23 protein-coding genes and 15 tRNA genes are annotated in these 25,877 nt (G+C 36.5%); 30 read left to right on the top strand and 8 right to left on the bottom strand.

Annotated elements, in window-relative coordinates; translation table 11 throughout:
* The first annotated feature begins 104 nt into the window (after positions 1-104).
* The 24 genes from CRS_RS11475 to CRS_RS11365 all read left to right on the top strand — a co-directional run bounded on the left by CRS_RS11475 (position 105) and on the right by CRS_RS11365 (position 9,081).
* A complete protein-coding gene (locus CRS_RS11475; protein WP_142724188.1) occupies positions 105-233 on the top strand; it encodes a penicillin-binding protein in 129 nt (42 codons plus the stop codon).
* 576 nt (positions 234-809) lie between these two features.
* Positions 810-877, top strand: a tRNA-His gene (locus tag CRS_RS11470).
* A gap of 8 nt (positions 878-885) precedes the next feature.
* Positions 886-959: transfer RNA gene (locus tag CRS_RS11465), tRNA-Arg, on the top strand.
* Between the two features lie 73 nt (positions 960-1,032).
* A tRNA-Lys gene (locus CRS_RS11460) sits at positions 1,033-1,106 on the top strand.
* Positions 1,107-1,114: 8 nt separating this feature from the next.
* Positions 1,115-1,188: transfer RNA gene (locus CRS_RS11455), tRNA-Arg, on the top strand.
* Between the two features lie 69 nt (positions 1,189-1,257).
* Positions 1,258-1,332: transfer RNA gene (locus CRS_RS11450), tRNA-Pro, on the top strand.
* Positions 1,333-1,335: 3 nt separating this feature from the next.
* Positions 1,336-1,410: transfer RNA gene (locus tag CRS_RS11445), tRNA-Glu, on the top strand.
* Between the two features lie 2 nt (positions 1,411-1,412).
* Positions 1,413-1,486: transfer RNA gene (locus CRS_RS11440), tRNA-Ile, on the top strand.
* A gap of 4 nt (positions 1,487-1,490) precedes the next feature.
* Positions 1,491-1,562 (top strand) — tRNA-Asn (locus CRS_RS11435).
* Between the two features lie 218 nt (positions 1,563-1,780).
* A tRNA-Cys gene (locus CRS_RS24405) sits at positions 1,781-1,862 on the top strand.
* A gap of 209 nt (positions 1,863-2,071) precedes the next feature.
* Positions 2,072-2,158 (top strand) — tRNA-Tyr (locus CRS_RS11430).
* A 78-nt stretch (positions 2,159-2,236) separates the two neighbouring features.
* Positions 2,237-2,308: transfer RNA gene (locus tag CRS_RS11425), tRNA-Glu, on the top strand.
* A gap of 523 nt (positions 2,309-2,831) precedes the next feature.
* Positions 2,832-2,907, top strand: a tRNA-Leu gene (locus CRS_RS11420).
* An 83-nt stretch (positions 2,908-2,990) separates the two neighbouring features.
* A tRNA-Phe gene (locus tag CRS_RS11415) sits at positions 2,991-3,066 on the top strand.
* A gap of 86 nt (positions 3,067-3,152) precedes the next feature.
* Positions 3,153-3,224, top strand: a tRNA-Gln gene (locus CRS_RS11410).
* Positions 3,225-3,234: 10 nt separating this feature from the next.
* Positions 3,235-3,305 (top strand) — tRNA-Trp (locus tag CRS_RS11405).
* 97 nt (positions 3,306-3,402) lie between these two features.
* On the top strand, positions 3,403-3,888 hold the full coding sequence (locus tag CRS_RS11400) for a ribonuclease H-like YkuK family protein (protein ID WP_142724187.1): 486 nt from the start codon (positions 3,403-3,405) through the stop codon (positions 3,886-3,888).
* A gap of 49 nt (positions 3,889-3,937) precedes the next feature.
* Complete coding sequence (locus CRS_RS11395; protein WP_142724186.1) at positions 3,938-4,309, top strand: cyclic-phosphate processing receiver domain-containing protein; 372 nt, start codon at positions 3,938-3,940, stop codon at positions 4,307-4,309.
* Positions 4,309-4,872 carry a DinB family protein gene (locus tag CRS_RS11390; RefSeq protein WP_142724185.1) on the top strand — a complete coding sequence of 188 codons (564 nt, stop codon included), beginning with the start codon at positions 4,309-4,311 and terminating at the stop codon, positions 4,870-4,872. The genes CRS_RS11395 and CRS_RS11390 overlap by 1 nt, the downstream gene beginning before the upstream one ends.
* A 6-nt stretch (positions 4,873-4,878) precedes the next feature.
* Positions 4,879-5,895, top strand: a complete 1,017-nt coding sequence (locus CRS_RS11385) for an RNA ligase, Rnl2 family (RefSeq protein WP_142724184.1) — start codon at positions 4,879-4,881, stop codon at positions 5,893-5,895.
* A 169-nt stretch (positions 5,896-6,064) separates the two neighbouring features.
* Positions 6,065-7,009 carry a peptidase gene (locus CRS_RS11380; RefSeq protein WP_142724183.1) on the top strand — a complete coding sequence of 315 codons (945 nt, stop codon included), beginning with the start codon at positions 6,065-6,067 and terminating at the stop codon, positions 7,007-7,009.
* A 209-nt stretch (positions 7,010-7,218) separates the two neighbouring features.
* Entirely contained in the window at positions 7,219-7,782 is a 564-nt protein-coding gene (locus tag CRS_RS11375; protein ID WP_142724182.1) for a metallophosphoesterase family protein, read from the top strand.
* A gap of 114 nt (positions 7,783-7,896) precedes the next feature.
* Positions 7,897-8,439, top strand: coding sequence for a 3'-5' exonuclease (locus CRS_RS11370; protein ID WP_142724181.1), 543 nt, complete (start codon positions 7,897-7,899; stop codon positions 8,437-8,439).
* A 90-nt stretch (positions 8,440-8,529) separates the two neighbouring features.
* Positions 8,530-9,081: a 3'-5' exonuclease gene (locus CRS_RS11365; protein WP_142724180.1), complete on the top strand. Its 552-nt coding sequence runs from the start codon at positions 8,530-8,532 to the stop codon at positions 9,079-9,081.
* Positions 9,082-9,137: 56 nt separating this feature from the next.
* Here CRS_RS11365 and CRS_RS11360 read toward each other — a convergent pair whose 3' ends face one another.
* Genes CRS_RS11360 through CRS_RS11345 form a run of 4 tightly spaced genes read right to left on the bottom strand, consistent with a single transcriptional unit; the run spans position 9,138 to position 11,237 of the window.
* The gene (locus CRS_RS11360) at positions 9,138-10,022 is read right to left on the bottom strand and encodes an alpha/beta fold hydrolase (protein ID WP_172617043.1); all 885 of its coding nucleotides are present in this window, start codon (positions 10,020-10,022) and stop codon (positions 9,138-9,140) included.
* Between the two features lies 1 nt (position 10,023).
* Entirely contained in the window at positions 10,024-10,464 is a 441-nt protein-coding gene (locus CRS_RS11355) for a DUF1330 domain-containing protein (RefSeq protein ID WP_142724178.1), read from the bottom strand.
* 1 nt (position 10,465) lies between these two features.
* Positions 10,466-10,804 (bottom strand): GIY-YIG nuclease family protein, encoded by a 339-nt coding sequence (locus CRS_RS11350; RefSeq protein WP_142724177.1) that lies wholly within the window; start codon positions 10,802-10,804, stop codon positions 10,466-10,468.
* Between the two features lie 7 nt (positions 10,805-10,811).
* On the bottom strand, positions 10,812-11,237 hold the full coding sequence (locus CRS_RS11345; protein WP_142724176.1) for a MarR family winged helix-turn-helix transcriptional regulator: 426 nt from the start codon (positions 11,235-11,237) through the stop codon (positions 10,812-10,814).
* A 739-nt stretch (positions 11,238-11,976) separates the two neighbouring features.
* On the opposite strand from CRS_RS11345, the gene CRS_RS11340 reads away from it, so the two are divergent.
* A complete protein-coding gene (locus CRS_RS11340) occupies positions 11,977-14,673 on the top strand; it encodes a DUF6493 family protein (protein WP_142724175.1) in 2,697 nt (898 codons plus the stop codon).
* Between the two features lie 346 nt (positions 14,674-15,019).
* Here the strand turns inward: CRS_RS11340 and CRS_RS11335 are convergent, their stop codons facing one another.
* Positions 15,020-15,472, bottom strand: coding sequence for a VOC family protein (locus CRS_RS11335; protein WP_142724174.1), 453 nt, complete (start codon positions 15,470-15,472; stop codon positions 15,020-15,022).
* A 288-nt stretch (positions 15,473-15,760) separates the two neighbouring features.
* Between CRS_RS11335 and CRS_RS11330 the strand changes: the two genes are divergently transcribed.
* From CRS_RS11330 to CRS_RS11315, 4 genes are all read left to right on the top strand, one after another.
* Positions 15,761-17,278 carry a TROVE domain-containing protein gene (locus CRS_RS11330; RefSeq protein WP_142724173.1) on the top strand — a complete coding sequence of 506 codons (1,518 nt, stop codon included), beginning with the start codon at positions 15,761-15,763 and terminating at the stop codon, positions 17,276-17,278.
* A 151-nt stretch (positions 17,279-17,429) separates the two neighbouring features.
* Positions 17,430-17,807: a hypothetical protein gene (locus tag CRS_RS11325; protein ID WP_142724172.1), complete on the top strand. Its 378-nt coding sequence runs from the start codon at positions 17,430-17,432 to the stop codon at positions 17,805-17,807.
* A 342-nt stretch (positions 17,808-18,149) separates the two neighbouring features.
* Entirely contained in the window at positions 18,150-18,371 is a 222-nt protein-coding gene (locus tag CRS_RS11320; protein ID WP_142724171.1) for a phosphate ABC transporter substrate-binding protein, read from the top strand.
* 547 nt (positions 18,372-18,918) lie between these two features.
* Complete coding sequence (locus CRS_RS11315; protein WP_142724170.1) at positions 18,919-19,758, top strand: hypothetical protein; 840 nt, start codon at positions 18,919-18,921, stop codon at positions 19,756-19,758.
* Positions 19,759-20,187: 429 nt separating this feature from the next.
* Here CRS_RS11315 and CRS_RS11310 read toward each other — a convergent pair whose 3' ends face one another.
* On the bottom strand, positions 20,188-20,526 hold the full coding sequence (locus tag CRS_RS11310) for a helix-turn-helix domain-containing protein (protein WP_142724169.1): 339 nt from the start codon (positions 20,524-20,526) through the stop codon (positions 20,188-20,190).
* An 11-nt stretch (positions 20,527-20,537) separates the two neighbouring features.
* Positions 20,538-20,966 carry a helix-turn-helix domain-containing protein gene (locus tag CRS_RS11305; protein ID WP_142724168.1) on the bottom strand — a complete coding sequence of 143 codons (429 nt, stop codon included), beginning with the start codon at positions 20,964-20,966 and terminating at the stop codon, positions 20,538-20,540.
* Positions 20,967-21,571: 605 nt separating this feature from the next.
* Here CRS_RS11305 and CRS_RS11300 point away from each other — a divergent pair.
* Entirely contained in the window at positions 21,572-23,110 is a 1,539-nt protein-coding gene (locus CRS_RS11300; protein WP_142724167.1) for a SulP family inorganic anion transporter, read from the top strand.
* 156 nt (positions 23,111-23,266) lie between these two features.
* On the opposite strand, the gene fusA is transcribed toward CRS_RS11300, so the two are convergent.
* Positions 23,267-25,333, bottom strand: a complete 2,067-nt coding sequence (gene fusA, locus CRS_RS11295; RefSeq protein WP_228451232.1) for an elongation factor G — start codon at positions 25,331-25,333, stop codon at positions 23,267-23,269.
* Between the last annotated feature and the right edge of the window lie 544 nt (positions 25,334-25,877).

Raw genomic sequence — 25,877 nt, 5'->3', positions numbered from 1 at the left:
CATTTTTTGATATTATTTTGCGCCTTTATGTATATAAAAACCTCCCGATAATTATGAACATTATAAAATAATATAAAAAAGATTTATCTTTGCGCCAGAAAATTATGACAATACAAAGAGCACATATCAATGCAGAACTATTCGAAAGTCCTTCTATCAAAGGGTTATTCGGGTATGATGAGGTGATATGGAATGAGGCGAAATGTGCTGACTTTGGAAATTATTTACTGTAAACTTGTAAAAAATTAATCAAAATACGACAGAAACGCCTCGATTTTTCGAGGCGTTTTTTGTTTTTTAGGTCAGAAATTATTTAGAATGAAAAAAAATAACCATAAACATGAAAATTTTTTAATCAACAATGAAACTTTAATTCGATAAAATAGAGTGATAAGCAACCCGGTGAGAGACAGTCATTTAGGTAATTAAGAGATCTGCAAAATATTGCGGACAGAAATTCTCTATTCTAAAATTACAACGTAATTAATTGATTTTCAATGATTTAATTTTAAAATTTATTTGCGGATTCCAAAAATTCATATTTACTTTGCAACCGAAAATTGAAAGCAACAGGTTTTCAGGATTCATTTAAAAATAATTTAGAAACAAACAAAAATAAAATGAAACAGTTACACAACATATTCAATCGATATTCAAGACTATTCGGACAGGAGCCGACAGGTGTTGCATGTATTCTTGAAAGTGGAATTGTGGATAAAAGGTGCTTATATACGTGGGTCAGCTAATGATCTCTTACGTTAAAATAGATGAAGCGCCTCCCGAAAAGAGGCGCTTTTTTTTATGGTTTCTTTAGCTTATTTGGTAAAGCGCCGGTCTGTGGAACCGGAGAACAGGGTTCGATTCCCGGAGATACCCAAAATAGATAATCTCATGGCTCAATTGGATAGAGCGTCGGTTTACGACACCGAAGGTTGAGGGTTCGAGTCCTTCTGAGATTACAAAAAAATGAATAGTGAAATTAAGATTGACAAGCGAAACGAATTGATTATTGACTATTCACGACTTTAAAACAATCTCATAGCTCAAATGGTCAGAGCACCGGTCTTTTAAACCGGGGGTTGAAAGTTCAAATCTTTCTGGGATTACAAAAAATGGTTCCGTAGCTCAACTGGATAGAGCATGGGTTTTCTAAACCCAGGGTTAGAGGTTCGAGCCCTCTCGGAATCACAAAAAAGGTTCATGGAAACTTTCCTATCCGGCTGTCTCCCGGAAAAGAAACAGAAGTGAACCCCAAAGCTGGAAAGATAACGGTGGTTGTTTACCCGTCTTGGACGCGGGAGGTCGCAAGTTCGAATCTTGCTTTCCAGACCAATTGTTCCATTAGCATAATGGTGAGTGCATTCGGCTTTCTACCGAACGATAAGGGTTCGATTCCCTTATGGAATACCAATGATTTCGTAGCTCAAGTGGTTAGAGTGTCGGTCTGATACGCCGAAGGTTGAAGGTTCGAGTCCTTCCGGAATTACAATGATTTTGTAGCTCAATGGCAGAGCACCGGTCTGTTAAACCGGAAGTTGAAAGTTCGAGTCTTTCCGGAATCGCAGGTAATTAATTGTTAATTGTTCCAGGAGAAAAAGTAAGAGTTTGTCGAGCGCAGAAGATCTTTACGCCAAACACGAAAAATACAGACAGGCTTTTCTTCTCTCCGGATTAATGAGAATTACAGCATATCATTTATAAAATTTTAGGTAAAAATAAAGTTTGTCAGGCGCAGAAGTTCTTATATCAATACATGAAGACAGACTTTATTTTTTAATCTGATGGTTCGCCGAAGTGGAAGAGTCGGGGCGGTCTGCAAAACCGTTGTGTCAACTGAGTGGGTTTGAATCCCATAACCATCTCAACATGAAAAATATAGGAGATATAAAGAATCTTTTATCAATGATCTTTTATCATCTATAGCAGAGAATATCCTTTATTAATAAAAGAAAAAGGCTGTCGAGCGCAGAAGATCTTTAGTCAAACATTCAATATAAAGACAGACCTTTTCTTTTTAAAAGGAAAAATGAGGAATTACTTATTATTCATTACTAATTGCTCATGAGAAACCGGAAGTACGCCGAAGTTGGAGAGTCGGGGCAGACTGTAAATCTGTTGCTTCATTGCTGAGTAGGTTCGAATCCTACTACTTCCACCAACCGCTGATAATGTAAAGGCAGCATGCAGGAAATGTACTCTTGTTGTTCAGGTTCGATTCCTGGTTAGTGGTTTAAAAGCTCTATTCGTCTAACGGTAAGGATGCCTGCCTTTCGAGCAGAAAACAAGGGTTCGATTCCCTTATAGAGTACTGGATGTGAATAGCTGGTCAATATGAATTGATATAATACCATGAAAGTTCAGATTTTTTTTAAAAAAATTGACCAGTTACCATTCACACAAAAATGAAGAAAAGAGAAAAGGACTGTCAGGAGCAGAAGATCTTTAATCAATAAAAACAGACAGCCTTTTATTTTTTTTAAACACAACATAATTAGGAAATGAGAAAGGTTTGTCAAGCGCAGAAGATCTTTACAAACACTAACAGGCATAGTTTATTAACAGACAGAGCTTTCTCAAACCTAGCATTATAATGAATAATAAGCAATGAATAATGAGTAATAAACGTAGATTTTCATATTACTAATTATCCATTACTCATTATTAATAAAATACACCTCTCTATTCCAATAGGCAGAGAAAACGGCTTTAAACCCCGTAAAGTCCCAGTTCGAATCTGGGGAGAGGTACAGAATATAAGTAATGAGCAATGAGTAATAATGAAAATAAAAAATATTACTAATTACCAATTACTCATTACTTATGAAAAACCTGCGGGAATGGTGGAATGGCAGACACTCTTGATTTAGGATCAAGCTTTTGGGGGTTCGAATCCCTCTTTCCGTACCAAAAATATGAATGATAAGAGATCAATGATAAATGACTACTGAGCAATTCATCAATTATCAACCATCATTGATCAATTATAAGATGGAAGAGTGGTGTAGAAGGTCTGCACGTTAGTCTGAAAAACTAAAGGTACAGGTTCAATTCCTGTCTGTTCCGCCAAAATATGAATGATAAGAGATCAATGATAAATGATTACTGAGCAATTCATCAATTATCTATCATCATTTATCAATTATCATTAAAATTGATTCATAGTGTAATTGGCAGCACACAAGATTTTGATTCTTGGAGTTTAGGTTCGAGTCCTAATGAATCAACAGTACACTTACTCTGATAGTGTAATGGCAGCATCTCAGTCTCCAAAACTGATGGTATCGGTTCGAGCCCGGTTCGGAGTGCAAAAAATAGAAGGCAGAAACCAGTGTTAAAAATAGGACTGCTAATGATCATTTATCAATTATCAACAATCATTTATGAATTAAAAATGTAGAAAAAATGGAAACGCAACAACAAACATGGCAGAATATGAATGGAAAAATTTTCCAACACTCTATCACACAGCTGGTAGAAGAAGCCATCATTCGCGAACAGGCCAACGGACACCGTCTGAAAGTATGTGTGGGATCAGACTCTCATGTATACGGGGATGCCATCAGTTATGCTACGGCAGTAGTGTTTATTCGTGAGGGAAAAGGAGCGTTTACCTTTATCAGAAAAGAAAGAGAAATACAGAGTATCAGTATCAAGGAGCGAATGCTGAATGAAGTCAACAAATCTGTTGAAATTGCATACGCGATCTGCTCTGTGTTGGATGCTTATGGTGTGGAAATGGAGGTACACGCAGACATTAATACCGACCCGGATTTTAAATCCAATGTAGCATTAAAAGATGCCATGGGATATATCCTGGGAATGGGGTATGTGTTCAAGGCAAAGCCTTACGCTTTCGCAAGCTCCAACTGTGCTGATATGATGGTGTAATAAAGCTGGAAGAGAGATGCAGGAAGGATTGAAGTTTAAAAAATAAATCATGGAAAAAACAAAAAGATTACTATTTCTGGATGATATAAGATATCCGATCGAGGCTTATCATTATACGAAACAGGATATTTTTCTCAGAAGTGACTGGCATATCGTCCGGAATTATGAACAGTTTGTCAACGGGATTTTGGAAAAAGGACTTCCGGAGATGATCTCTTTTGACCATGATCTGGCTGATGAACATTATCTGAAACAGGATTCTCAGGAATTTGTTGAAAAAACAGGATATGACTGCGCCAAATGGCTGATAGAATACTGTATGGACAATTATCTGGATCTGCCAAAATTCTACTGCCACTCCATGAACCCGGTAGGAAAAGAAAATATCTTAAACCTGCTGCAAAACTTTAAAGAATTGTAATGGACATTTTTAGACATATTCAGGATATAAGAAACCATCTTAAACTCACATTTGATAATGTAGATGGATGGTTTGAAAAAGATAAAAAAACGTTGAATCATCAGCCTTTAAATGGAGGCTGGACGATTCAGCAGATTTTAGAGCATATTTATCTTACGAATTTTTATCTGCTGATCCTTATTGAGAAAGGCTCAAAAAAAGCAATAAAAAATTCTTTACATCTTGACCTTGAATCTGAAATAAAAAACTACAGTTTCAATAAAGAAAAATTTAATAAAGTAGGGAAACATGGCGCTTTTGAATGGGTAAGACCGGATCATATGCAACCGGAAGGAGAGCTGAGTCCGGATGAAATCAGAAGCTTAATAAGCCAACAGTATCTTCAATGCTTACACTATCTGGAAGTAATGAAAAATGGAGAAGGACTTTTGTATACAACTACAATGACAGTGAATGGACTTGGGAAAATTAATGTATATGAATATATTTATTTCCTTTCGCTTCATGCCCAAAGGCACATTACCCAGATGAAGAAAAATGAATCAGAAACGATTAAAAACTAAAACAAAATGATTTTCAAAACATATAATTCTATAGAAAATGCTTACCAACCCCGTGTGATTGAACAGATCAGGATACAGGGTTTTGGGGATGAGGTTTTCATAGTACAGGAAAAAGTTCATGGCGCTAATTTCTCTTTCTTTACCGACGGAAAGGAAATTAAAATCGCGAAGAGAACTGCTTTCATCGAAAAAGATGAGAAATTTTTCAATGCCCATCAGATTTTGGAACGCTACAGAAAAAATGTAATGGCAGTATTTCAAAAAGTGAAAACCATCCACCCGGATGTAGAAACTGTGGTAATCTACGGTGAATTGTTCGGTGGCGGTTACAAACATAACGAAGTAGAACCCGTAAAAGATGCAGTGAAAGTGCAGAAAGGCATTGAGTACGCCCCTTACAACGAATTTTACGCTTTCGATATCAAGTTGAATGGAATTACCTATATGGATACAGAAGTTGTCAATCAGATTTTTGAAGAAACAGGATTTTTCTATGCTAAAATCCTATTTCAGGGAACTCTGGAAGAAGCTTTGAAATTTCCCAATGCTTTTAATTCATACATTCCAGCCTGGCTTGGACTACCTGATTTAGAAGACAATATGTGTGAAGGTACCATCGTGAAAACTTTGAAAACCAGATATTTTGGAAACGGTGCAAGAGTCATTCTGAAAAATAAGAATGAAAAATGGGTCGAAAAATCCAAAATGGTTAAAAAACAGGCGAAAGCTGTTCATAAACAGGTTCATTTCAGTGAAAAGGCGCAGGAAATATGGGAAGAAATTCAAAAATATGCGACTGTCAACAGATTAAATAATGTGGTCAGCAAAATCGGTGAATTCGAACCTAAAATAATAGGTAAGGTAATTGGCCTTTTTGCTCAGGATATTTTGGAAGACTTCGAGAAAGACTTTCCGGTGGCTTTCACCAGCATTGAAAAAGAGGAACAGAAAAGGATCAACAAAAAGTTGAATTCTTTTGTGATTGATTTTATAAAAGAAGAGATGATGACTCTTAAAGTATAGTTTCGGTAAATTTTTACCGGAACTTTTTTGTGTATAAACCTAACCATAAATGCTGCGTGAGTTAAGAACCTGATTTTCATTATGCAGTTAGTTTGTCATTCCGTAGGAATCTCAACTGTTAAAAGTGAAAATAGGCTTTCTTTTATGGTTTAATAAAAAGAAAAAAACAATGTTACAGGCAGAAATAAAAAGTCTTTTAAAGGAAGACATCAGTATATTAATTAAAGTTCCGAATTCAGGAAAACATTATTTGTGTGATTGTGGGGAAGCCAGCTTGCTGACGGTGAAAGAAGTGCAGTCCTTATCCGCAGTATTCATCAGCCATACCCATATTGATCACTTTTCAAATTTTGACGGGATATTCAGGCATCAGATCGGAAGTGGGGAAAAAGTAGTGATCGTAGGACCAAAGAATATTCATTTACAGGTGGAAGCAAGATTAAAATCTTATACATGGAATCTAATTGATGAAAACGCAATCGTATATGAAATCCGTGAGATTGTTTCAAAAGAAGAAATTAATGTTTACACCCTTCGTCCGCCACAATGGAAACTGGAATTTGTAAAAACTCAGCATTTCCTCTTTGAGGACGAATATGTGAATGTTGACTTTGCTATTCTGGATCACAAAACAGATTCTATTGCTTATTTATTTAAGGAAAAAGATTCGGTCACTTTTAATGAAAATGCTTCCGGCTTCAGAAAAGGAAAATGGATCAGTGAGCTGAAGAATGCTTTTGAAAATAATGATGGCGAAAAAGAAATCGAAATTGAAGGAGCTATCTGTAAAGCAGTGGATCTGTTTCATCTGTTAACCCGAAATGCCGGATATAAGCTTGGTGTCATTATGGATCATGCGGCAGATGAGAACAATTACAAAAAAATACAAGCTGTATTTGGAGAGGCAGATCTGGTATATATCGAAAGCTTTTATAAAGATACAGATCAGGAATTTGCTAAGGTTAACCATCACAGTTTTGCTTCTGCGTCGGGAAAAATCATGAATGAGTGCCGGGTGAAAGAAGCCGTTCCGATCCATTTCTCAAGAAGATATACGGAAAGCGATCAGGAAGAAATTGAAACTGCCTTTTATAAAGCATTTCGCAAGAATTAATTAAAATATTTATTAGACTCAACTACGAAGTAAACATTGAATGTGTCATTGACTACGTCGAATCTACGATTTCTGATGAAGGAAAAATCTGTTTAAAGTGAAAGAGATTCTTTATTCCACTTATGAACTGCGTTCGCAGACTTTTCAGCCTGTATTGAGAATGACGGCAAAACGTTGAAAATTTTGTAGTTAAACAAACAATTAAAAAAATGAAACCCAATATATTTTTTACAGCAGACCATCATTTTGGTCACGAGAATATTATAAAGTTTTCAGAGAGACCTTTTGAATCACTGGACCAAATGAATGAAGAACTCATTAAAAGATGGAATGAGAAAGTTGATCCTGGCGATACGGTGTACCATTTAGGAGACATGAGTTTAGGAAAACCGGATTTTACAAAGGAAATTTTAGATCAGCTAAATGGGAATATCCATTTGATTAAAGGTAATCATGAAGGAGCAGCTTTAACGTATCCAAAACGGTTTGCTTCCATCAGAGATTATCACGAACTGAAAATTGATGAACCGGATCAGAATAACGGGAAACAGAAAATCATTCTTTTCCACTATGCTATGCGTACCTGGAATGGTTCACACCGTGGAGTCTGGCAGTTATACGGCCATTCGCACGGAACACTGCCGGATGATGAGATGGCTCTGAGTTTTGACGTAGGCGTAGACTGCCACAATTTTTATCCGGTTTCTTACGAGGAAGTCAAAGAAATAATGAAGAGAAAAAAATGGACACCTCCATTTGCTCCAAGAAATTAATGATGAGTAATAAGTAATGATTTGATGGAGGGAAAAATGAGAACGATATTTCATTGAGTATTCAACAGCCTTCATCATACATTTTACTTTTTACATCGTACATTTTATAATAACATGAAAACTACCAATGAGATCATAATTATCGATCTGGAAGCTACGTGCTGGGAAAACGACAGAATTCCTGCAGGGCAAAAGGTCGATATTATAGAAATAGGGATTTGTAAATTAAATATATTATCAAAAGCAATTTCCCAGAAACAAAGCATCTATGTAATCCCCGAACGGTCAGATATCAACAGATTCTGTACAAAACTTACCGGAATTACCCCGCAGCTGATAGAAGAAAAGGGAATCTATTTCGAAGAAGCGTGTGAAATGATCAGAGAGCAATACGATTCCACATGTCTTACATGGGCAGGATATGGGAACTTCGATGGAGAGCAGATCAGAGAACAATGTGACTGGCTTGGGATAAGAAATCCTTTTTCGGAGCACTACCTGAATGTGATGTATGAATTCAAAAGACATTTCGGACTTTATAAGTCAATGGGGCTTAAAAGAGCCCTGAACCACCTGAATATGGATTTTGAAGGTACCCATCACAGCGGAGCGGACGATGCTTATAATACAGCCAGGATTTTAAGTAAAATTCTGTAAGTAATTATCAGGATGGAAGAGGCTGGAAGTAGATTACAGACTGTAAAACAGTGCCCTTCTTCCAACATTTAACAATTAAATTTTAAACAAGTGAAAACAACAGAAAATATATTAATCATAGACCTCGAGGCAACGTGTTGGGAAAACCGGCCGCCAAGGGGACAGGAAAGTGAGATCATTGAGATCGGGGTATGTATTATGAATGCAAAAACCGGTAAGATCTCTAAAAATGAAGGGATTTTAATAAAGCCCCAATATTCAAAAGTAAGTCCATTCTGTACGGAGTTGACTACCATTACACAAAATATGCTGGATCATGAAGGAATCATGCTGGATGATGCGTTCGATATTCTGAGAGCAGAGTATGATTCGGAAGAGCTTACATGGGCCAGCTACGGAAATTATGACCTGAATATGCTTCAGAATCAGGCAAGGAGATTTTACACAGATTATCCAATGAGTGATGACCACATCAATGTGAAGACATTATTTGGTGAAATTCACCCTACCATCAGAAAAAGTGTAGGAATGCACAGGGCTTTGGGTGAATTGGGTATGACTTTGGAAGGGACACACCACAGAGGAGTAGATGATGCAAAAAACATTGCAAAAATTTTGCATTGGTGCCTGAAGAATTATTAAATCCTAAATAAAAACAGATTTGTAAATATGACTGCCTCCCTAATGAGGCAGTCTTTTTATTTTACTAAATCACATATTTTATCAGTGATAAAATCATTAAGTTCCCTCGGAATAGAATGTCCCATTCCTTCAATTATCATTAATTCAGAACCTGAAATAGAATCTGCAATATCTTTTCCACAGTCAGGATGAAAGATCAGATCATCTGTCCCATGGATAATCAGTGCTGGTACTGTTATTTTTTTCAACATATCAGGGGTATACTGAAAGGAACCCATTGCTAAAAGTTGCCGGATTATGCCGTTTTTGGTTCTGGAACGGGTAAGTTCCTCTTCAAGCAAGGCAGTTTCTTGATTCAGGTCAAAGACATATCCCGAGCCTGATATTTTTTCTGCAAAATGTATTTTTGCCCTGAAATATCCTTCTCTGTCAACACTTGGATCAGCAGCAGGCTGAGTCATCATCGCCATGATTTCAGGATCTGGTTTCGGAAGAGCAGGATTCAAAGACGTAGACATAATGATCGTCAATGATAAAACCCTCTCAGGATAATATGAACCTAAGAGCTGCGCAATAATTCCACCCATGGAACGTCCTGCAATGTGAGCTTTTTCAATCTTTAAATGATTAAGAAGACCAATAACATCATTGGCCATATCCATCAACGAATAAGGAATACCTTCTTTGCTGAGGGCTGCAAAAACTTCTTCAATTCCTTTATCAGAAGGAATTTCTTTTTTTGTATTAAAAACTGTACTCCCAGAATCCCTGTTATCAAAACAGATCACCTTAAATCCTTTTTCAACCAGAAGATTGCAGAAATGAATATCCCAACGGATCATCTGACTCCCTAATCCGGAAATCAGGACTATACTTTGAGTGTTTTTCTCACCAAAAACCTCATAACAAAGGTCTACATCACCAATTTTGACTGTTTCCATTTTAATTTCTTTTTCCATTCAGCAGGATCTCTTCCAACGGTAAAAGCCTTGAATCTTCAATTGCGGCAATTCTGTGCCCTATAATTTTCATATAGGCTTCATTCTGTTCAAAACTGAAAAAATCATTCACACTTTTCTGTTTAATCAGCAGGCAAAGATCCCAATATTCATTTTCAGGGCCTATCAAAAACAGATCTCCTTTCCCGATAAACAAAATTTCGCCGCCCCTTTCTTTTAAAAATGGCTCCGTTTCCCTGATATACGTAAAATAAGCATCCCTGCCGCTTGTTTTTTCATCAGGCTTCAGATCCGGATGTGCCGAATAATCGGCTTCTTTCTTAAGTCTGATCAAATTCAGATTGATAATTGATCCCTGGATCTTTTTAGTGAACAAATGTTTCCCGGCTTCAAAAGTAGGAGACAGATATTTTTCTGACTTCATTCTAATATAATTGGATGTTGTTTTCTGAAATATAGGCCTGTTCAGCCTTTTGTATCTCCTGACGGTAATTGATGTATTCGTTGTTCTGGTCAGGAACAATGGTGACAAACTCAAAGATGAAAGCATCACCTCCGGATTCATTCCATTCTTTCTGTAACTGAGGGTGGGTGAACATTCCACCATTTAAAAGGAATTTCATCCTATTCACCAGCGCTTCAAGATTTAAAGATCCCTGGATATACTGTTTTCCATTTAAAGTATTGGTCACAGCAAGAACACCCATCGTTGTGATGTGATCTTTTGCCTTTTCCCGTAGCTGTTTCTTTATTGCATTTTTCATGTTTTCATTATTGTATATTTCCTCCTAAATCAAACAAAAATTCGTTCACTGTTTTTAACGACTTACTTTTCCTGGAAGAAAGAATTTCTTTTGTAATATGCTCAGCACTTCGCTTAGCTTCTTCAAATATCTTTTGGCCATTAGGTGTGATTACAACATAGCTCACACGGGCATCTCTTTCATTGGCCTCTCTGGCAACCAGTCCAATTTTTTCCAGAGGATTCAATAGACGGGTTACTCCTGATGCAGTAAGCCCTATTTTTTCAGCAAGATCTATCCTCCGCATCTTGCTTTCAGAGGAAGAGCTGAGGATATAAAGAATAACAAAATCATTGAGACCCAGGCCATGGGCACTCAAAGAATCGAACTTTCTGGCGATTACGGACTGCAGTTTATTCAGGTTAACTAAAAATAATAATTCATCGCTTATCATTGAGAAGTATTTGATCTGTCAAGTATTTTTGTTTTGCAAATATATAAAATTTAATGAATTGCAATACTGTTTTTATTATTTTAAAAAAAATTAACGTATCCGTATACTGAAATGATTTTACCATAAGGAAGGACAATTTTTAAAATTAAGACACCAAATGATGTCTAAATGTCAAAATAGAGAGGGTTTAGACTGGGTTTTGTTTATATATCTTTTGTTTGGGAATTATTTTTTTGGTATTGACAAATGAGCTAGAGCCGTTTTATTAACTTAATATTTTGTTAAAAAATTCACTTTTATGGGATAATTTTCTGCCTGTCAATCAATTTTTTTTATTTTAGCCGGTATGAATAAATTTATTCTTGTAGATGAAGATTTTAAGATGATATATGAAACTATAAAATAGAGGGACATCATCCTTTTATTAGGAGCTTATACCATTACACCATTACAGTAGAGCTTTATCAGCTATGTAAGGTATTATATTGTGAGTTTACAATTCCGGAAGATTTTGTTGGCTTATTTTCGTTGAATTGTTTAATCAGTAAGAGAATAGAGTGGTATGGCTTTTGAAGTCTTAGTAAACAAGGCATTTCCCATGATTTCGGTATTTAAAAATACCAGGGGATTTGTTATAGCTGTTTAATAAATATTGCTATGAGTCAGATGAGTTATTCTGGAATTGGCAGAAAATGGAAACATAAAATAACCTGAAAACGATACATCAAATTAGAAGCACATGAAAGAAAGACTTTATGAAATCCTTAATGAGGAAAAAATACATGAGATCATTCCTTTTCTACAGCAGCTCAGTATAGAGGAAAGAAAAACATTGGTGCCGTCTATTAAGAAAATGGACCGTGAGATCAGTAAGATCGTAATGACCAAAAATTCCTATCACACAGCAGGGTCTGTTAGCCAGCATTCGATCATTGATATTGCTTCTTTTGTCTGCATGGATAAAAAGAATTTCGGTAAAAACTACTGGAGTCTTTTCCGTAACGCAGAACAGACAGAACAGATACTGGAATGGGGTTGTCCGGAATGGTTCTCAGACTTTATCAACGAATCTGTAGAAGCGGAATTTACAGCTTTTAATTACAAAGATATTTTAGGATGGACAGAAAAAGGATATGTACAGCCCAAACCGGAATTGCTGGGACATCATCTGAGCAATTATCCGGCTGATCTTGACCGTCACCCCGAAACTCTCAATACCCATTTCTGGTATTTATGTGAATATCCATCTAAATCTTTACCTTTCCGAAAAGAATGGCTGCCTATTGTTCAAAAACTGATTGCAGAGAAAAAAATCGAAAGAAAAAGATTTTTGAAAGAATGTCTTCTGGCTTCCAACAGGAATTTTAATAAAAATGTCACAGGTTGGTTTATGGACGCATTTACTGCATTAAAGCCAACGGAAGAAGAATTGTATGAGCTACAGGACGAATTATTTTCCGGATTATCTTCTCCACAATCAAAAGCCGTCAATACCATATTATCTCATTTGAAGAAAATTGTAGGAACCCCTGGCTTTAAGACGGATGAATTCTCACACTATCTTCCTAATTTACTGAGCTCAGAGGTGAAAACAGTAGTAGTGGCAAGCCTGGTTCTCATAGAAAAAATATTTCAGAGAAAAAAGATTGATCCCGAAATATTGGGAATGCCTCTCAGTACTGCTTTTGTAAGCAAAGATGACGGTATACAGTCAAAAGCAGCAAAGATTATCCTTAAATATATTCCCGCTTCTGAAAATATGATAGAAGCGCTTTCCCATTATTCTGACAATATACTGACCAATGTGCGTCCGCTTTTGATCAAATATATTGAAGAGAAACAGCATGAGCTTGAGGCTATTGCTTCAAAACAATTATTTCTGACTACGGACGAAAATTCTGTCAGAGTACTTCACAGCTTTGAAGATCTGATGTTTCATCTTCCTCTGGCCATGGATGACCCATACAGTCATCATTGTGATATTGCTTTAAACGGGTTTATCCGTTTTGCCGGTAATGTGGATGCTGATTCTGTGAAACTGATAGAGCCGGTATTTTTAAAAGCCTGTAAAACGATTGCGAAATGGGAAGTTCCGTTTCTGAATGTTTTATTGTGCAACGCTATTATCAATTATGGTTTGAGCCTTCTTGAAAAATATCCTGTGCAGCTAAAAAATCTGGAAAGAATATATCAGAAAACCCAAGAGGAGGAGATATCGAGAGAATCTTATTCCAATTATCAGAAGAAATTAGGTCCCATAGAAAATGTAGGAGCAGACTGTCCTGCAAGGCAGGCTTTTAAAGAACTTGCCATACATGTAGTACAAAAGATACAGTCAGGAGATAAGATTCCTCTGTTGTTTCCTATCACCCATGCTCCGTGCTGGATTTCTCCTGCCATCCTGGTAGAAAGACTGGAAGCCTATCAGAATAATAATGTAATACCGCATCATCTCGATATTCAGCTTGCATTGCAGCGTTGCGCTTTAGATGATACTTCAGAAGCAATAAAGCTGGTTGAAAAAAGATTAAAAGGAGAATATAGAGAACTGCTGCTTTTCTTTTTCGGAAAAAATACTTTCCCGCAAGGGCCGTATGAACATCCTTCATGGTGGATGACCGCCGGAATTACCCGCTCACCGGAAGCTGTCTTTGAAGAATTCAGAAGTTTTGGATATGATACTATTCCTCAGGAATTTTTTTCTGGGTCATACGAATGGAAAACGATCGACAGCAAAAAAAACTCGTATTATCCCGCAGAATTAAACATTACCATTCCTATATACCATCTTGAAAAAAGAAAAGAACCTCTGTTCGTTGAATATTTTGTTGCTGAGCAAAAGGAGCTTATCGAAATTCCTGCACTGATGCTTTGTTTTCCAAATACGCCGGCAAATGCTCTGGCAAAAGTAATTAAGCACTGTCTTTTCTACTCCGGAATTGCTGAAGTGTATGAAAGGAGCCTGGTCCTGAATACGGCAAATGCTCTTTACCAGATCAAAAAGCCTTTGGATGAAATCGGATATCTCTATCTGGGAACTATTTTTCTGGACAGTGATAAGACCATTCGTGCAACAGCCGCTGAAATGTGGCTGGAGCATGTTTCCGGACAGATCATGGACAATGCCAGATTAGGGAGAGTGATCGGTTTGCATGAAAAGCTGGAATGGGCGCCCGTTAAAAGATTAACAGACCTTATACAGCATCATATGCTGAATATCAGTAAAAATCATAATATAGCCCTTGAAGAATTGATTGAAAATATACTATTTCAGATGGAGACACCCGTCACCAATCTGAAGAAAATTCTCGAGATTTATCATGAAGTATTAGCTTTGAATCATTCAGAAGCACATAAAGAGATTATCAGCAAACTAAACAGCTGGAAAGAAAACTCAAGTCTTAAAAAAATCTGTAATCTTCTACTTAAAAAATAAACCATGGAAGATACACTTATATAGAACTATTCAGGAAGATCGTCCCTGATTAGGAAAGATGCTGTGGAAAAACTTTTTCTCGCTAAATATATAGTGAGACAGATAAAAATACGGGTACCCATGTTTTTTCTGAGGAAATTACATCACACGGTGATCATGAAGATAAAAAACAACGTTGTACTGTGGTTCAATAAATATCAGGGAGAAAGGGATCCCTGTAAACATATTCTGGCTGTGAAAAAGCTGGTGAAAGTTTAGAAAGGGGATATCTTTTATTAGCTGATAACAGCAGCAGTGCAAAAAAATACACTACTGCATTATTTCATTGCCTGGTTAATATTTCTTATTAGTTTTTTGATTGCTTTATCCATTCTTCATAACTAAGCACTCCCAATTCCGGTCTGCCATCACCTTCAAGAATAGAAATAAATTCAAGCTGGTTTCCGTCCGGATCATTAAAATAAATAGCCAGCGCAGGCATCCAGGCAAATACCATAGGTTCAACACTGCCGTTTTTCAGAAAATTATAAGGTTTCAAATCTTTATTCTTTAAAAATTCTACCGAGTAATTTAAAATGTCTTCCTTACTGCTGGAAAAAGCAAAATGTCTGGTCTGAAGATGCTCTTTCTGTTCCCATAATCCCAACATAAATTCTTTACCTTCTCCCACCCATAAAAAAGCAATGGGCCTGGTTTCATCCCTGTGAGCTAACTTCAATCCCAGTACTTCTGTATAAAACTGTATCGCATTTTCCAAATCACTTACCTGAACATGAGTTTCATATAATCCTTTAATCATAGCTTTAATTTTAATATGACAAAGCTAAAGAACACTCTTTTAAAAAAAAGTATATCACTGATTTCTTTAATGAAACTGAATGATAGAAGAATTTTATAATTAGATATTAGATATTAGATATTAGGTATTAGATTGTTGTTAAATATCATAATTGATTTCAATCTTATTTCAAAAAATAAAAATTAAAAAAATCTACGCAAAATGATTGCGTAATACTGTTTTTACTTTGCATCGGAAATCAGAGAGGAAGTATGGATCCTTCTATGTTTAACAATAAAAACAGTAACCATGAAATTTAATTTTTTAAAAAAAGAAAATAAAGTAGTACAGAACTACGAAGGTGTAAAAGCGTATGTGATGACACCTGCAGAAGAATTATATAGTGCTGTTGTTACAACAGGACTGTCAGACGCCAACTATGAAAAAGGAAATGACAGGCTGGAAAGAATCCGGTCTCTGATCAGAAAAAATGATCCCGAATTTGTTGCAAAGCTGGCTGTATATGCAAGAAAAGATATGTACCTCCGTTCTATTCCTTTGGTTCTGACTACCGAACTGGCAAAGCAGACTTCCGGTACGGACCTGGTGAGCAAAACCGTAGATGGTGTTATTCAGAGAGCAGATGAAATCACAGAACTGCTGGCGTATTACCAGCTTGCCAATAAAAGAACGGAAACTAAAAAACTGAACAAACTGTCAAAACAGATCCAGAAAGGTCTGGTGAAATCATTCAATAAATTTGATGAGTACCAGTTTGCCAAGTATAACAGAAAAACGGACGTGACCCTGAAAGATGCACTCTTCCTGATTCACCCGAAAGCTAAAGATGAAAATCAGCAGGCTGTTTTCAACAAAATTGCGAACAATACTCTGGAAACACCTTATACCTGGGAAGTCGAACTTTCTGTTTTGGGACAGACAAAATTTGCTGACGATGCAGAAAGAAATCTGGCTTTCAAAAACAAATGGGAAGAACTGATCTTCAGTAATAAGCTGGGTTATATGGCAACCATGAGAAACCTGAGGAATATCCTGGAAGCGAGAGTATCATCTGATGCAATGGATAAAGTGTGCAGGTATCTTTCCGATGAAAGAGCAGTTTCCAATTCAAAGCAGCTCCCGTTCCGATTCCTCGCAGCTTATAGAGAGTTGAAAAATATCGATTCTCCTTATCTGTCCTCCGTATTGGAAGCACTGGAGGATGCTGTGGTGGTAAGTGCTAAAAATATTAAAGGATTTGGTTTTGATACTTCAGTAGTAATCGCTGCGGACGTATCAGGTTCTATGCAGAAAGCGGTTTCCGGTAAAAGTAAAATTTTGCTGTATGATATCGGTTTGCTGATGTCTATGATCCTTCAGTCACAGTGTAAAAACGTAGTGACAGGTATCTTCGGTAACAGCTGGCTGAGAGTTCCAATGCCTAAAAACGGTATTTTAAGGAATGTAGATGCATTTTACAAACGTGAAGGCGAAGTAGGATATTCTACCAACGGTTATCTGGTCATCGAAGATCTGATCAAAAGAAAGGAAAAAGCAGATAAAGTGATGTTGTTCACCGATACACAGATGTGGGACAGCAAAGGAAACAGCAAATCATTCGAAGATGTGTGGAACAGATATAAAGCCATTGCTCCTCATGCTAAACTGTATATCTTTGACCTGGCAGGCTATGGAAAACAGCCCCTTGATATCAGAAAAAATGATGTACATCTTATTGCAGGCTGGTCAGACAAAATTTTCGATGTACTGAATGCGTTGGAGGACAAAAAATCAGCATTGAAAATGATTCAGAAAGTAGTGCTGTAACAGGCACTGCTTTTAAAATATAGAATAAACAATTAATATATTGAGGAGCTTAATCCCGCTTTCCACTTTATCTTTTTCGCCAATACTCTCTTCAAGCCATTAAGAAAAAGGATGCCGTTGCAATCGGGGCTATTGAATTAAACTATATACTATGAAACTCATTAATACCATTGAAATAAGCCCGTTACGGTATTCCAGGGAAGAAGTCGAATTACCGGAAATTTCAGATTATCCAGACCACGAAGATTGGTTTGCAAAATGGGAAGAAGCTGTTTCTCAACTGAATTTTAATTTTGAGACCATTGAGAAAGGATCTTACTTGACAGATATCGAAACCATAGATGATGAAAATCTGAAGATGATTGTAGAAGCCAAAATGGAAGATACGGCACCAAACGAATCTGAAGAAGATATATATGTCATGGCTTTTGATGGTGGAATTGTATTAAAAATAGAAGATAAAATATTGATACAACCCAACTGCTGTGGTGATATAAGCAATATTGATGATTGGAAATTTTCTCAATAAAAATAAACTACGTAAAAAGATTGCGTACATGCAATATAATTTTGCAGTGTTAAATAATTCCAGTGCCGTTAGAAAGACATTCTTCGATTCCAAACTGACAGAGTCTTTCACCAGATTGCCCGGTAGCTATAACCAATGCCGTAGATAAGAGTTTCATCGTCAACTTTCAATTGAACATCAACTACTCTTATAACTTATTGCTTGGTTTTTAATAAAAAAATAACTGCGTAAAAAGAATGCGCACTCGCAATATAAATTTGTGAAAAAATAAAAATAATAATTATGAAAAATTATAAATCCAATTTAAAAGGAACATTGTATTGAGGTTAATACTCAATACTTATGAAAAAAAATAAACCATTAAGGCAAAAATTTGGATTCAGTGAAAATGGACTCATTGACTTTCCAAAGAAAATTTCCGGAACACAGATTTCAAGATTGATGTATGGAAATGAAATGGGTTGCTCCTACTGTTTTCCACATGGTTATGAAGTAGTGAATGCAAAGTATACAAAGTTCCAGAGAAACTGGAAGAAATACAGAAAAACCCAATGGAAAAATTAAATCAGGTGCCGTTTTGGAGTCATACTTCGAGTTAAGTCTTCAGATGTAGGTTCAATTCCTGCCATTCCTGTTGTAAACGGAATGTAGCTCAAAGATAGAGCAGAAGAAAAAGAAAAGATTCCGCCGTTTTGCCCTGATACTATAAAAAAGAGTGTCGTAGAGAAGACTTACTTCGGTATAATATTGGTTCGACTCCATAACAGATCTCGAAAGAGTTTTGTCAAAGTCTTTTCGAACTTAGTCTCTTTTTTATTAAAACGAATACCAATAAAAAATATAGTCAAGTGTCGTCTTAGAATCATACTTCGAGATTGAGTAAACATTGGGTCGCAGGTTCGAATCCTGCCTTTTCCCTCGAAAAGGAGAGGTAGCTCAGCGGGTAGAGCAAATGCACGGAAGATTCTCAAAAATATTACCTTGATCTGTAAAAGAGTGTCGTAGAAAAGGCCTACTTCGGTTTAATTTGGTTCAACTCCAAAAGGTCATGAAAACGATCTTGTATAAGTCTTTTCAAATCTTGCCTCTTTTTATTTTAAAATGAATAACCATGAATATACCAAGTAATCTGACTGATTTTTTATACTGGATCAAAGAGCGCACAGAAAAACTGTGGTCTGTAGATGATGAAAATTGTCCCAAAGGATTTTATAGTGCCAAATGGCAAGGGCTTTCTGAAGAGCAGATTCATCAGGTTGAAAGAAAATATGAAGTTAGCTTTACTCCAGAACACCGAGAATTTCTAAAGATTCTTCATGCGATTGATAAAAAGGAAATTGTTGAATACGAAGACGAAGGAGAAATGATTGCAGAAGAATGTACTTTCTTTTATAACTGGCTTGAAAATGAGGCGGAAATTATCAGTCACATAAGATTTATTTATAAAAGTATTTGGAATGATGTTAACAGTGTAAATCATGTTTGGTTGAAATCATGGGGATTAAAACCGAAATCTTTAGAAAGGAAAAAAGAAGTCTTTGATGAATGGTTTTCAAAGCTTCCTCAATTACTGCCAGTCAGAAATTCATCATGTGTGGTAAACAGTAAAAATTTAAAATGGAATCCTGTAGTAAGTATTAGTGGTTCAGATGTTATCATCGTAGGATGGGATTTCAGAACTTACCTTTTATATGAGTTAAGAGAGCATCTTGACATTTATATTAATGTTTTTGATGAGGAGGATCAAATGTTTTATCCGGAACTTATTGATGAGGTACAAAAAATATTCAATGAAAACTATAAATATGATGAAGCCAAAGACATTCCTTATCTGAAAGAAATGATTCTTTACTGGTCTTCCGGATGGAGCGGGTTTGGTTTAAACTATTATCCGGATAATGCCAGAATTCATCCTATTGTTAAAACATATATAGCTGAAGAAGAAAAATAAAATAAACAAGTGCCGTAGAAAAATGTTACTTCGCTCATCACGACGGGGTCACGGGTTCGAATCCCGTCTCTTCCACAGCAAAAAACACGATTAATATAGGAAGAGTAGCTCAGTTGGTTAGAGCACGACTGCATTATTCGTCTGTCGCCTTGTTTTTTTATATCGGAAGCCGGAAGTGGAACGTTGAAAGATCTCTTTGTATCATAATTTTCTATAAAGTCCGAATATGTTCAGACTTTAGTTCTTTCTTCTTTCCACTCCCAGCTTCTTTATATGACCATTTTGAAGTGTCGTCAGGAAAAATACATCGGCCATAATGACGGTAGGAATAGCGAAGCCGGTCACTCCGGCAAGGTTATCCGGTTAGACTCCGGTAAACGACATCCCGATTTTTTCCTTATTTGATTACCTTTAAAAAATGCCGGTGAATTATTTACCGGCATTTTTCATTGTATCTTCAAGCTCTTCTTCAAACATGAGTTTCCATTTTGAAAGTGTAGTTCTGCTTATTTTGTATTTTCTCGACATATAACTTGTGGAATGACCATGCTTTTTCTGGTATTGCAGCAATTTGAGCATAGTCTGCCTGTCGTATGTTTTGAGTTTCTGATTTTCTCTGGACTGCTTGAATAGCTTTTCATTGAATTTAAGTACATCTTCACTGGTGTGAAGTTTTTCAAGAAGTTCTTTAATTTTAGGATCTTTTAATTTGTCGGGATATTCTATCCTGAGCATATCCAGATAAATTTTTTTGTAATTGGGGCGCATGTCTTTGGGGTTTACCTGTTTGCATTGTCACTCTTCTGAAGCCATCTGTGCAGTGTGCTTTTAGGAATGGAATATTCTTTAATTACTTCGCTTTGGGTCATTTCACCGGAAAGAATTCTTTTCATAATAAAATCTTTGATTTCCTGTGTGTAAATATTTTTTCTGAAATAAGGCGTTTTTTCGGATTTCTGCTGGCTTTTGTTGATCGCAGAAGGAGGAGCATATAAAATCAAATGTGAACTGTACAGTCTGAAAAAATCATATTCCAATAATTTGCTCCATCTTAAAAGAAGATCCGTATCCATCGATCTGCTGTCATACATCATTTCTATAACTTCCTCATCTTTACCTAAGAATTTGCAGATTCTCTCAATCGTTATTTCACTTTCATCAACCCTTTCCTTAATGAATTTACCAATATGGATTTCTTTGTATAACATTTTTATTGAATATTATTCTTTTGATTAAATTTTTATATCAAAAAAACGATAATAATTGATATATATTATTTTATATGGTGGAAATAGTTCACCTAAGTTTGAAATCGTTGCATAAAAAGGATTACGATTTGAAAATAGCAGACTGTTTTAATTAAGATCAGTTTTAAAAAGATTCGTTGTCTTTCCAAATATCCTATAGCAGACAGATGCATTTACCTTAATATACCTGTGATATATTCTTTATTTCAATGGTTTTTCCTTTTCTTCTCTTTCAAACTTCCTTCCTGCCATTTGTGTAAAATAATATATAACCTATTAAGGTTTTTACAATTCTATGAGTGAAAGCTGTAGACAATTTGATAAACAGCTTTTTACGCGTTGAATTTTAGTTAGTACCAAATAATTGCTTATTCGTTTTCAAATGTAAACAAAAATAAGGAGTAAAAACAATCGAAAATATAAAAATCATGCTTTATCTATTAATTTTAATTAAAATTAACATATTATACGAACTAATGTGTGAATTATTCAGAGCGTAGTGTTTCATCAAAAGACAAAAAGAAAAAATTGCATTCCATTCTGACAGTGCATACCTTTGCATATCAATGAAAAATACTTTAAGTTTATTCGATTTTTCGAAAAAAATCAATTACAAAAATGAGCTTCTGGCCGGCTTTACGGTAGCAATGACAATGATTCCTGAATCTCTTTCATTTGCTATTCTTGCCGGGTTATCTCCGCTTACCGGACTGTATGCTGCCTGTATGATGGGGTTGGTTACGGCAGTTCTGGGAGGACGTCCCGGAATGGTTTCAGGAGGAGCAGGAGCGACTATCGTTGTATTGATTGCCCTGATCAAATCTCATGGAGTGGAATACCTCTTTGCCACAGTTGCATTAGCAGGTGTGTTGCAGATGCTGGTAGGAATTTTTAAGCTTGGAAAGTTTGTGAGACTGATTCCGCAGCCGGTTATGTACGGGTTCCTGAACGGATTGGCCATTATTATTTTCATGGCACAGGTAGAGCAGTTTAAAGTTACAGACAGCAGTGGAGCTGTAAGCTGGCTGCAGGGAATGCCCTTATATATCATGGCTGGTTTAACTGCTATGACCATTGCTATCGTTTATTTTTTTCCAAAAATTACAAAAGTTGTTCCCGCTTCTCTCGTTGCAATTATCATTGTATTTGCCATAGTTCTTGGTTTTAATATCCCAACAAAAACAGTAGCAGATATTGCCCATATCAGCGGAAATCTTCCAGGTTTCCATATCCCTCAGATTCCTTTTTCTTTGCAAACATTACAGATTATTTTTCCATATGCCCTGATTATGGCAGGAGTAGGTCTTATTGAATCTCTTCTGACCTTATCAATGGTAGACGAGATTACCAATACTAAAGGAAATACCAATAGAGAATCTGTCGCACAGGGACTGGCTAATATTACCAATGGTTTCTTTGGAGGGATGGGTGGCTGTGCTATGGTAGCGCAGACTCTGGTCAATCTTAATGCAGGCTCCAGGGCAAGATTATCAGGAATTATCGCATCTCTGCTTATTTTGGTCATCATACTGGTGGGAGCACCTGTGATAGAGAAAATTCCTATGGCAGCTTTGGTTGGGGTCATGATGATGGTGGCCATCAGTACTTTTCAATGGGTGTCTATCCGGATTGCGAATAAAATGCCGAAGTCAGATATCTTTGTAGGAGTTACTGTAGCATTGATCACGGTGATTTTACATAACCTGGCTTTGGCGGTTTTGGTTGGAGTGATCATTTCAGCATTGGTTTTTGCATGGGATAATGCCAAAAGGATCAGAGCAAAAAAATATGTTGATGAAAACGGAGTAAAATTTTATGAAATATATGGGCCCCTGTTTTTTGGTTCAGTAACGGCATTTACAGATAAATTTGATCCTATACATGATCCGGAACAGGTCGTCGTTGATTTTAAGGAAAGCCGGATTGTAGATATGAGTGCGATAGAAGCCTTAGACAAGCTGTCCAAAAGATACAAGCAGCAAAATAAAACACTGTACTTGCGCCACCTCAGTGAAGACTGCAGAAAAATACTTAAAAATGCAGAAGCAGTAATAGAAGTTAATATTCAGGAAGATCCAACGTATAAGGTGATGCCGGAAAAATAGAAAGGAAGGCAATGAGTAATTTTGCTTTGCAAGCGAATAGTGAATTTTTGCAGAATAGAAATTGACAAGCGTAGCGAATTGACGATTGACGATTCATAATAAACATACCATAACCAGACAAGGACTGTAAGAAAAAAATCTACAGTCCTTGCTTGTTTAGGTTATTAATGTATTGGCGATGAAATCAGGTACTAAAGAATAGTGCGATAATTTCATGCTGATAGAAGCTCTTCCGCTTGTCAGTGTTCTCAGGTCAGAAATGTACCCGAACGTTGAAGCTAACGGAACTTCCGCTGCAAAAATCTTTCTTCCTGATCTTTCATCAATAGAAGTGATAATTCCTCTTCTTCTGTTGATGTCCGCAGTAACAGCACCTGTGTATTCCTCAATACTCTGGATCTCCACCTGCATGATAGGTTCCATCAGTTTGGGGCTGCATCCCTTTGCTGCTGTTTTGAACCCTTCTCTTGCCGCAATTTCAAAATCAAGTGCCGCAGAGTCCTGAGCATGGAAAGAACCATCCAGCAGAGTAATCTTCATGTTTTCTAAAGGATATCCTTTCAATGGCCCGTATTCCATAGCTTCTCTGAATCCTTTTTCAACAGAAGGGATGAATTCAGTCGGAATAACTCCGCCTTTGATCATATTAATGAACTCTAACCTGTGTTTATTGCCATTTCCCGGTCCGATTTCAAAAGTGATATCAGCGAACTGACCGCTTCCTCCGTTTTGTTTGGATAGCTTTTCTCTGTGAACTTTGGTTTCTGTTAAGATCTCACGGTAAGAAACTTTAGGTTTCCCCTGATTGATCTCAATGCCATGATTCAGACGGATTTTCTCCAATGTTACCTCCAAATGAAGTTCTCCGAGCCCGCTTAATAAAGTTTCTCCGGTCTGAGGATCTCTTTCAACAACCAGAGAAGGATCTTCTTCCTGAATCTTGGCCAGTACCAAACCGAAAGATTTTTCATCTCCATTGGTTTTAGGCTCAATGGCAACTCTGATCACAGGAGTCGGAATCGTGATTGCTTCCAGAAGTACCGGCTTTTCAGGAGAAGATAAAGAATCTCCGGTTTTGGCATCCTTTATTCCTGTTAAAGCAACAATATCTCCTGCCTTAGCTTCATCCATGGATAACGTTTTATCCGACTGCATCTGTAAAATTCTCGAAATCCTGTAGCTTTCGCCTGTCCTTACATTCAGTATTGTATCTCCGGATTTGATCAATCCGGAATATACACGAAGCATTGCCAGTCTTCCCATATGTTTATCAATCACCACCTTGAAAACAAGTCCTGAAAAAGCAGCCGCTTTATTTCTTTCTAATGTAACGGATTCTTCTGTATAAGGATCTTTTCCCTGCAGGTCAGCCAGTTGATCAGGAGCCGGTAGATAAGCTGCAACAGCGTCAAGAAGAGGCTGGATTCCCTTATTCTTAAAAGCGGAACCACATAAAACAGGAACCGCTGATCCTGATCTGCAGACTCTTTGAATGGCTTCTGAGATCATTTCAGAAGTGGCTTTTTGTTCTGCATCCATAAAGATCTCAAAGAACTTCTCATCATTTTCTGCCAGAGTTTCCATTAACTTTATTCTGTATTCATCAGCTTCAGCAATGTAATGACCGGGAATTTCCTTTTCTACAATGATTTCCCCGTTTTCATCGGTCCAGTATAATGCTTTCATTTTGATCAGGTCAATTACACCTTCAAAGTCATTTTCAGCTCCAATCGGAATCTGAAGTGCCATAGGAACAGCATTCAGTTTGGTTCTTATATCATTGAGAGCAGCAAAGAAATCTGCTCCGATTCTGTCCATTTTATTGATGAAACATATTTTGGATGTTCCGTGTTTTTCAGCCTGGAACCAAACATTCTCAGTCTGAGGCTGAACTCCTGAAGAAGCACAGAAAACTGCGACAACGCTGTCCAGGACGCGTAGAGAACGTTCCACTTCTACGGCGAAGTCAATGTGTCCCGGAGTATCAATAATGTTGATGTTATAAACTTTATTGTCTTTTTTCCATTGGGTAGAAACTGCCGCTGATGAAATGGTAATCCCTCTGTTTCTTTCCTGGATGTCTTTATCCATAGTCGTATTTCCGTCATCTACATTACCTATTTTGTGAATGAGTCCCGTGTAATACAAAAGCCTTTCAGATAATGTTGTTTTTCCTGCATCTACATGTGCTATAATCCCTATGTTTCGTGTGTTATATTTCATTTTGTTTGATTTAAATTGTTGGTTTTTAGATTTGTGTTTAGAAAAGATCCTCAGAAAAAAGATCACAAAATACCTTCCGGCTTCATAAAGCCGGCAAAACATTTTTGTATTTTGTAACAATGAAAAATTTTCAGAGATCTTAACAAATAACACAAATTCTTTGAATTGTTAAAGTCTGAAATAAGGGCAGCAAAAAAGACCTATCCGAATAGACAGGTCTTTATTATATTTTTAGGTATAAAAGATCTATAGAACTATTCAGATAAATATTCAGTGCTGCCAAAGAACACAGCTCTGACAGGATTGCTTAACGTTATAATATTTATCATTTTTGTTGACATTATTGATTTTTAATCGGTTGCGAAATTATAATTTTTTTTTGATTTTCAAAGTATTTTTGAAAATATTTTTTGCGAAAGGATATTAAACGGTTCAGAATATTCTTCTGTGAGAGTGTCAGATTCGTCAATTTTCATAAAAATATCTTAAAACACACGACGGACATAATGCTTTTATGATAAATATTTTATCTTTGGGAAGAATA

It is taken from the genome of Chryseobacterium sp. ON_d1 (assembly GCF_006829085.1).
Lineage (GTDB): Bacteria > Bacteroidota > Bacteroidia > Flavobacteriales > Weeksellaceae > Chryseobacterium.
This window is presented reverse-complemented; position numbering and strand designations above follow the sequence as displayed.

Bases quoted from the DNA above. Each gene is read 5' to 3' on its own strand.
- CRS_RS11475 (WP_142724188.1), top strand. From the start codon at position 105: ATGACAATACAAAGAGCACATATCAATGCAGAACTATTCGAAAGTCCT.
- CRS_RS11400 (WP_142724187.1), top strand. From the start codon at position 3,403: ATGGAAACGCAACAACAAACATGGCAGAATATGAATGGAAAAATTTTC.
- CRS_RS11395 (WP_142724186.1), top strand. From the start codon at position 3,938: ATGGAAAAAACAAAAAGATTACTATTTCTGGATGATATAAGATATCCG.
- CRS_RS11390 (WP_142724185.1), top strand. From the start codon at position 4,309: ATGGACATTTTTAGACATATTCAGGATATAAGAAACCATCTTAAACTC.
- CRS_RS11385 (WP_142724184.1), top strand. From the start codon at position 4,879: ATGATTTTCAAAACATATAATTCTATAGAAAATGCTTACCAACCCCGT.
- CRS_RS11380 (WP_142724183.1), top strand. From the start codon at position 6,065: ATGTTACAGGCAGAAATAAAAAGTCTTTTAAAGGAAGACATCAGTATA.
- CRS_RS11375 (WP_142724182.1), top strand. From the start codon at position 7,219: ATGAAACCCAATATATTTTTTACAGCAGACCATCATTTTGGTCACGAG.
- CRS_RS11370 (WP_142724181.1), top strand. From the start codon at position 7,897: ATGAAAACTACCAATGAGATCATAATTATCGATCTGGAAGCTACGTGC.
- CRS_RS11360 (WP_172617043.1), bottom strand. From the start codon at position 10,022: ATGGAAACAGTCAAAATTGGTGATGTAGACCTTTGTTATGAGGTTTTT.
- CRS_RS11355 (WP_142724178.1), bottom strand. From the start codon at position 10,464: ATGAAGTCAGAAAAATATCTGTCTCCTACTTTTGAAGCCGGGAAACAT.
- CRS_RS11350 (WP_142724177.1), bottom strand. From the start codon at position 10,804: ATGAAAAATGCAATAAAGAAACAGCTACGGGAAAAGGCAAAAGATCAC.
- CRS_RS11345 (WP_142724176.1), bottom strand. From the start codon at position 11,237: ATGATAAGCGATGAATTATTATTTTTAGTTAACCTGAATAAACTGCAG.
- CRS_RS11340 (WP_142724175.1), top strand. From the start codon at position 11,977: ATGAAAGAAAGACTTTATGAAATCCTTAATGAGGAAAAAATACATGAG.
- CRS_RS11335 (WP_142724174.1), bottom strand. From the start codon at position 15,472: ATGATTAAAGGATTATATGAAACTCATGTTCAGGTAAGTGATTTGGAA.
- CRS_RS11330 (WP_142724173.1), top strand. From the start codon at position 15,761: ATGAAATTTAATTTTTTAAAAAAAGAAAATAAAGTAGTACAGAACTAC.
- CRS_RS11325 (WP_142724172.1), top strand. From the start codon at position 17,430: ATGAAACTCATTAATACCATTGAAATAAGCCCGTTACGGTATTCCAGG.
- CRS_RS11320 (WP_142724171.1), top strand. From the start codon at position 18,150: ATGAAAAAAAATAAACCATTAAGGCAAAAATTTGGATTCAGTGAAAAT.
- CRS_RS11315 (WP_142724170.1), top strand. From the start codon at position 18,919: ATGAATATACCAAGTAATCTGACTGATTTTTTATACTGGATCAAAGAG.
- CRS_RS11310 (WP_142724169.1), bottom strand. From the start codon at position 20,526: ATGCGCCCCAATTACAAAAAAATTTATCTGGATATGCTCAGGATAGAA.
- CRS_RS11305 (WP_142724168.1), bottom strand. From the start codon at position 20,966: ATGTTATACAAAGAAATCCATATTGGTAAATTCATTAAGGAAAGGGTT.
- CRS_RS11300 (WP_142724167.1), top strand. From the start codon at position 21,572: ATGAAAAATACTTTAAGTTTATTCGATTTTTCGAAAAAAATCAATTAC.
- fusA (WP_228451232.1), bottom strand. From the start codon at position 25,333: ATGAAATATAACACACGAAACATAGGGATTATAGCACATGTAGATGCA.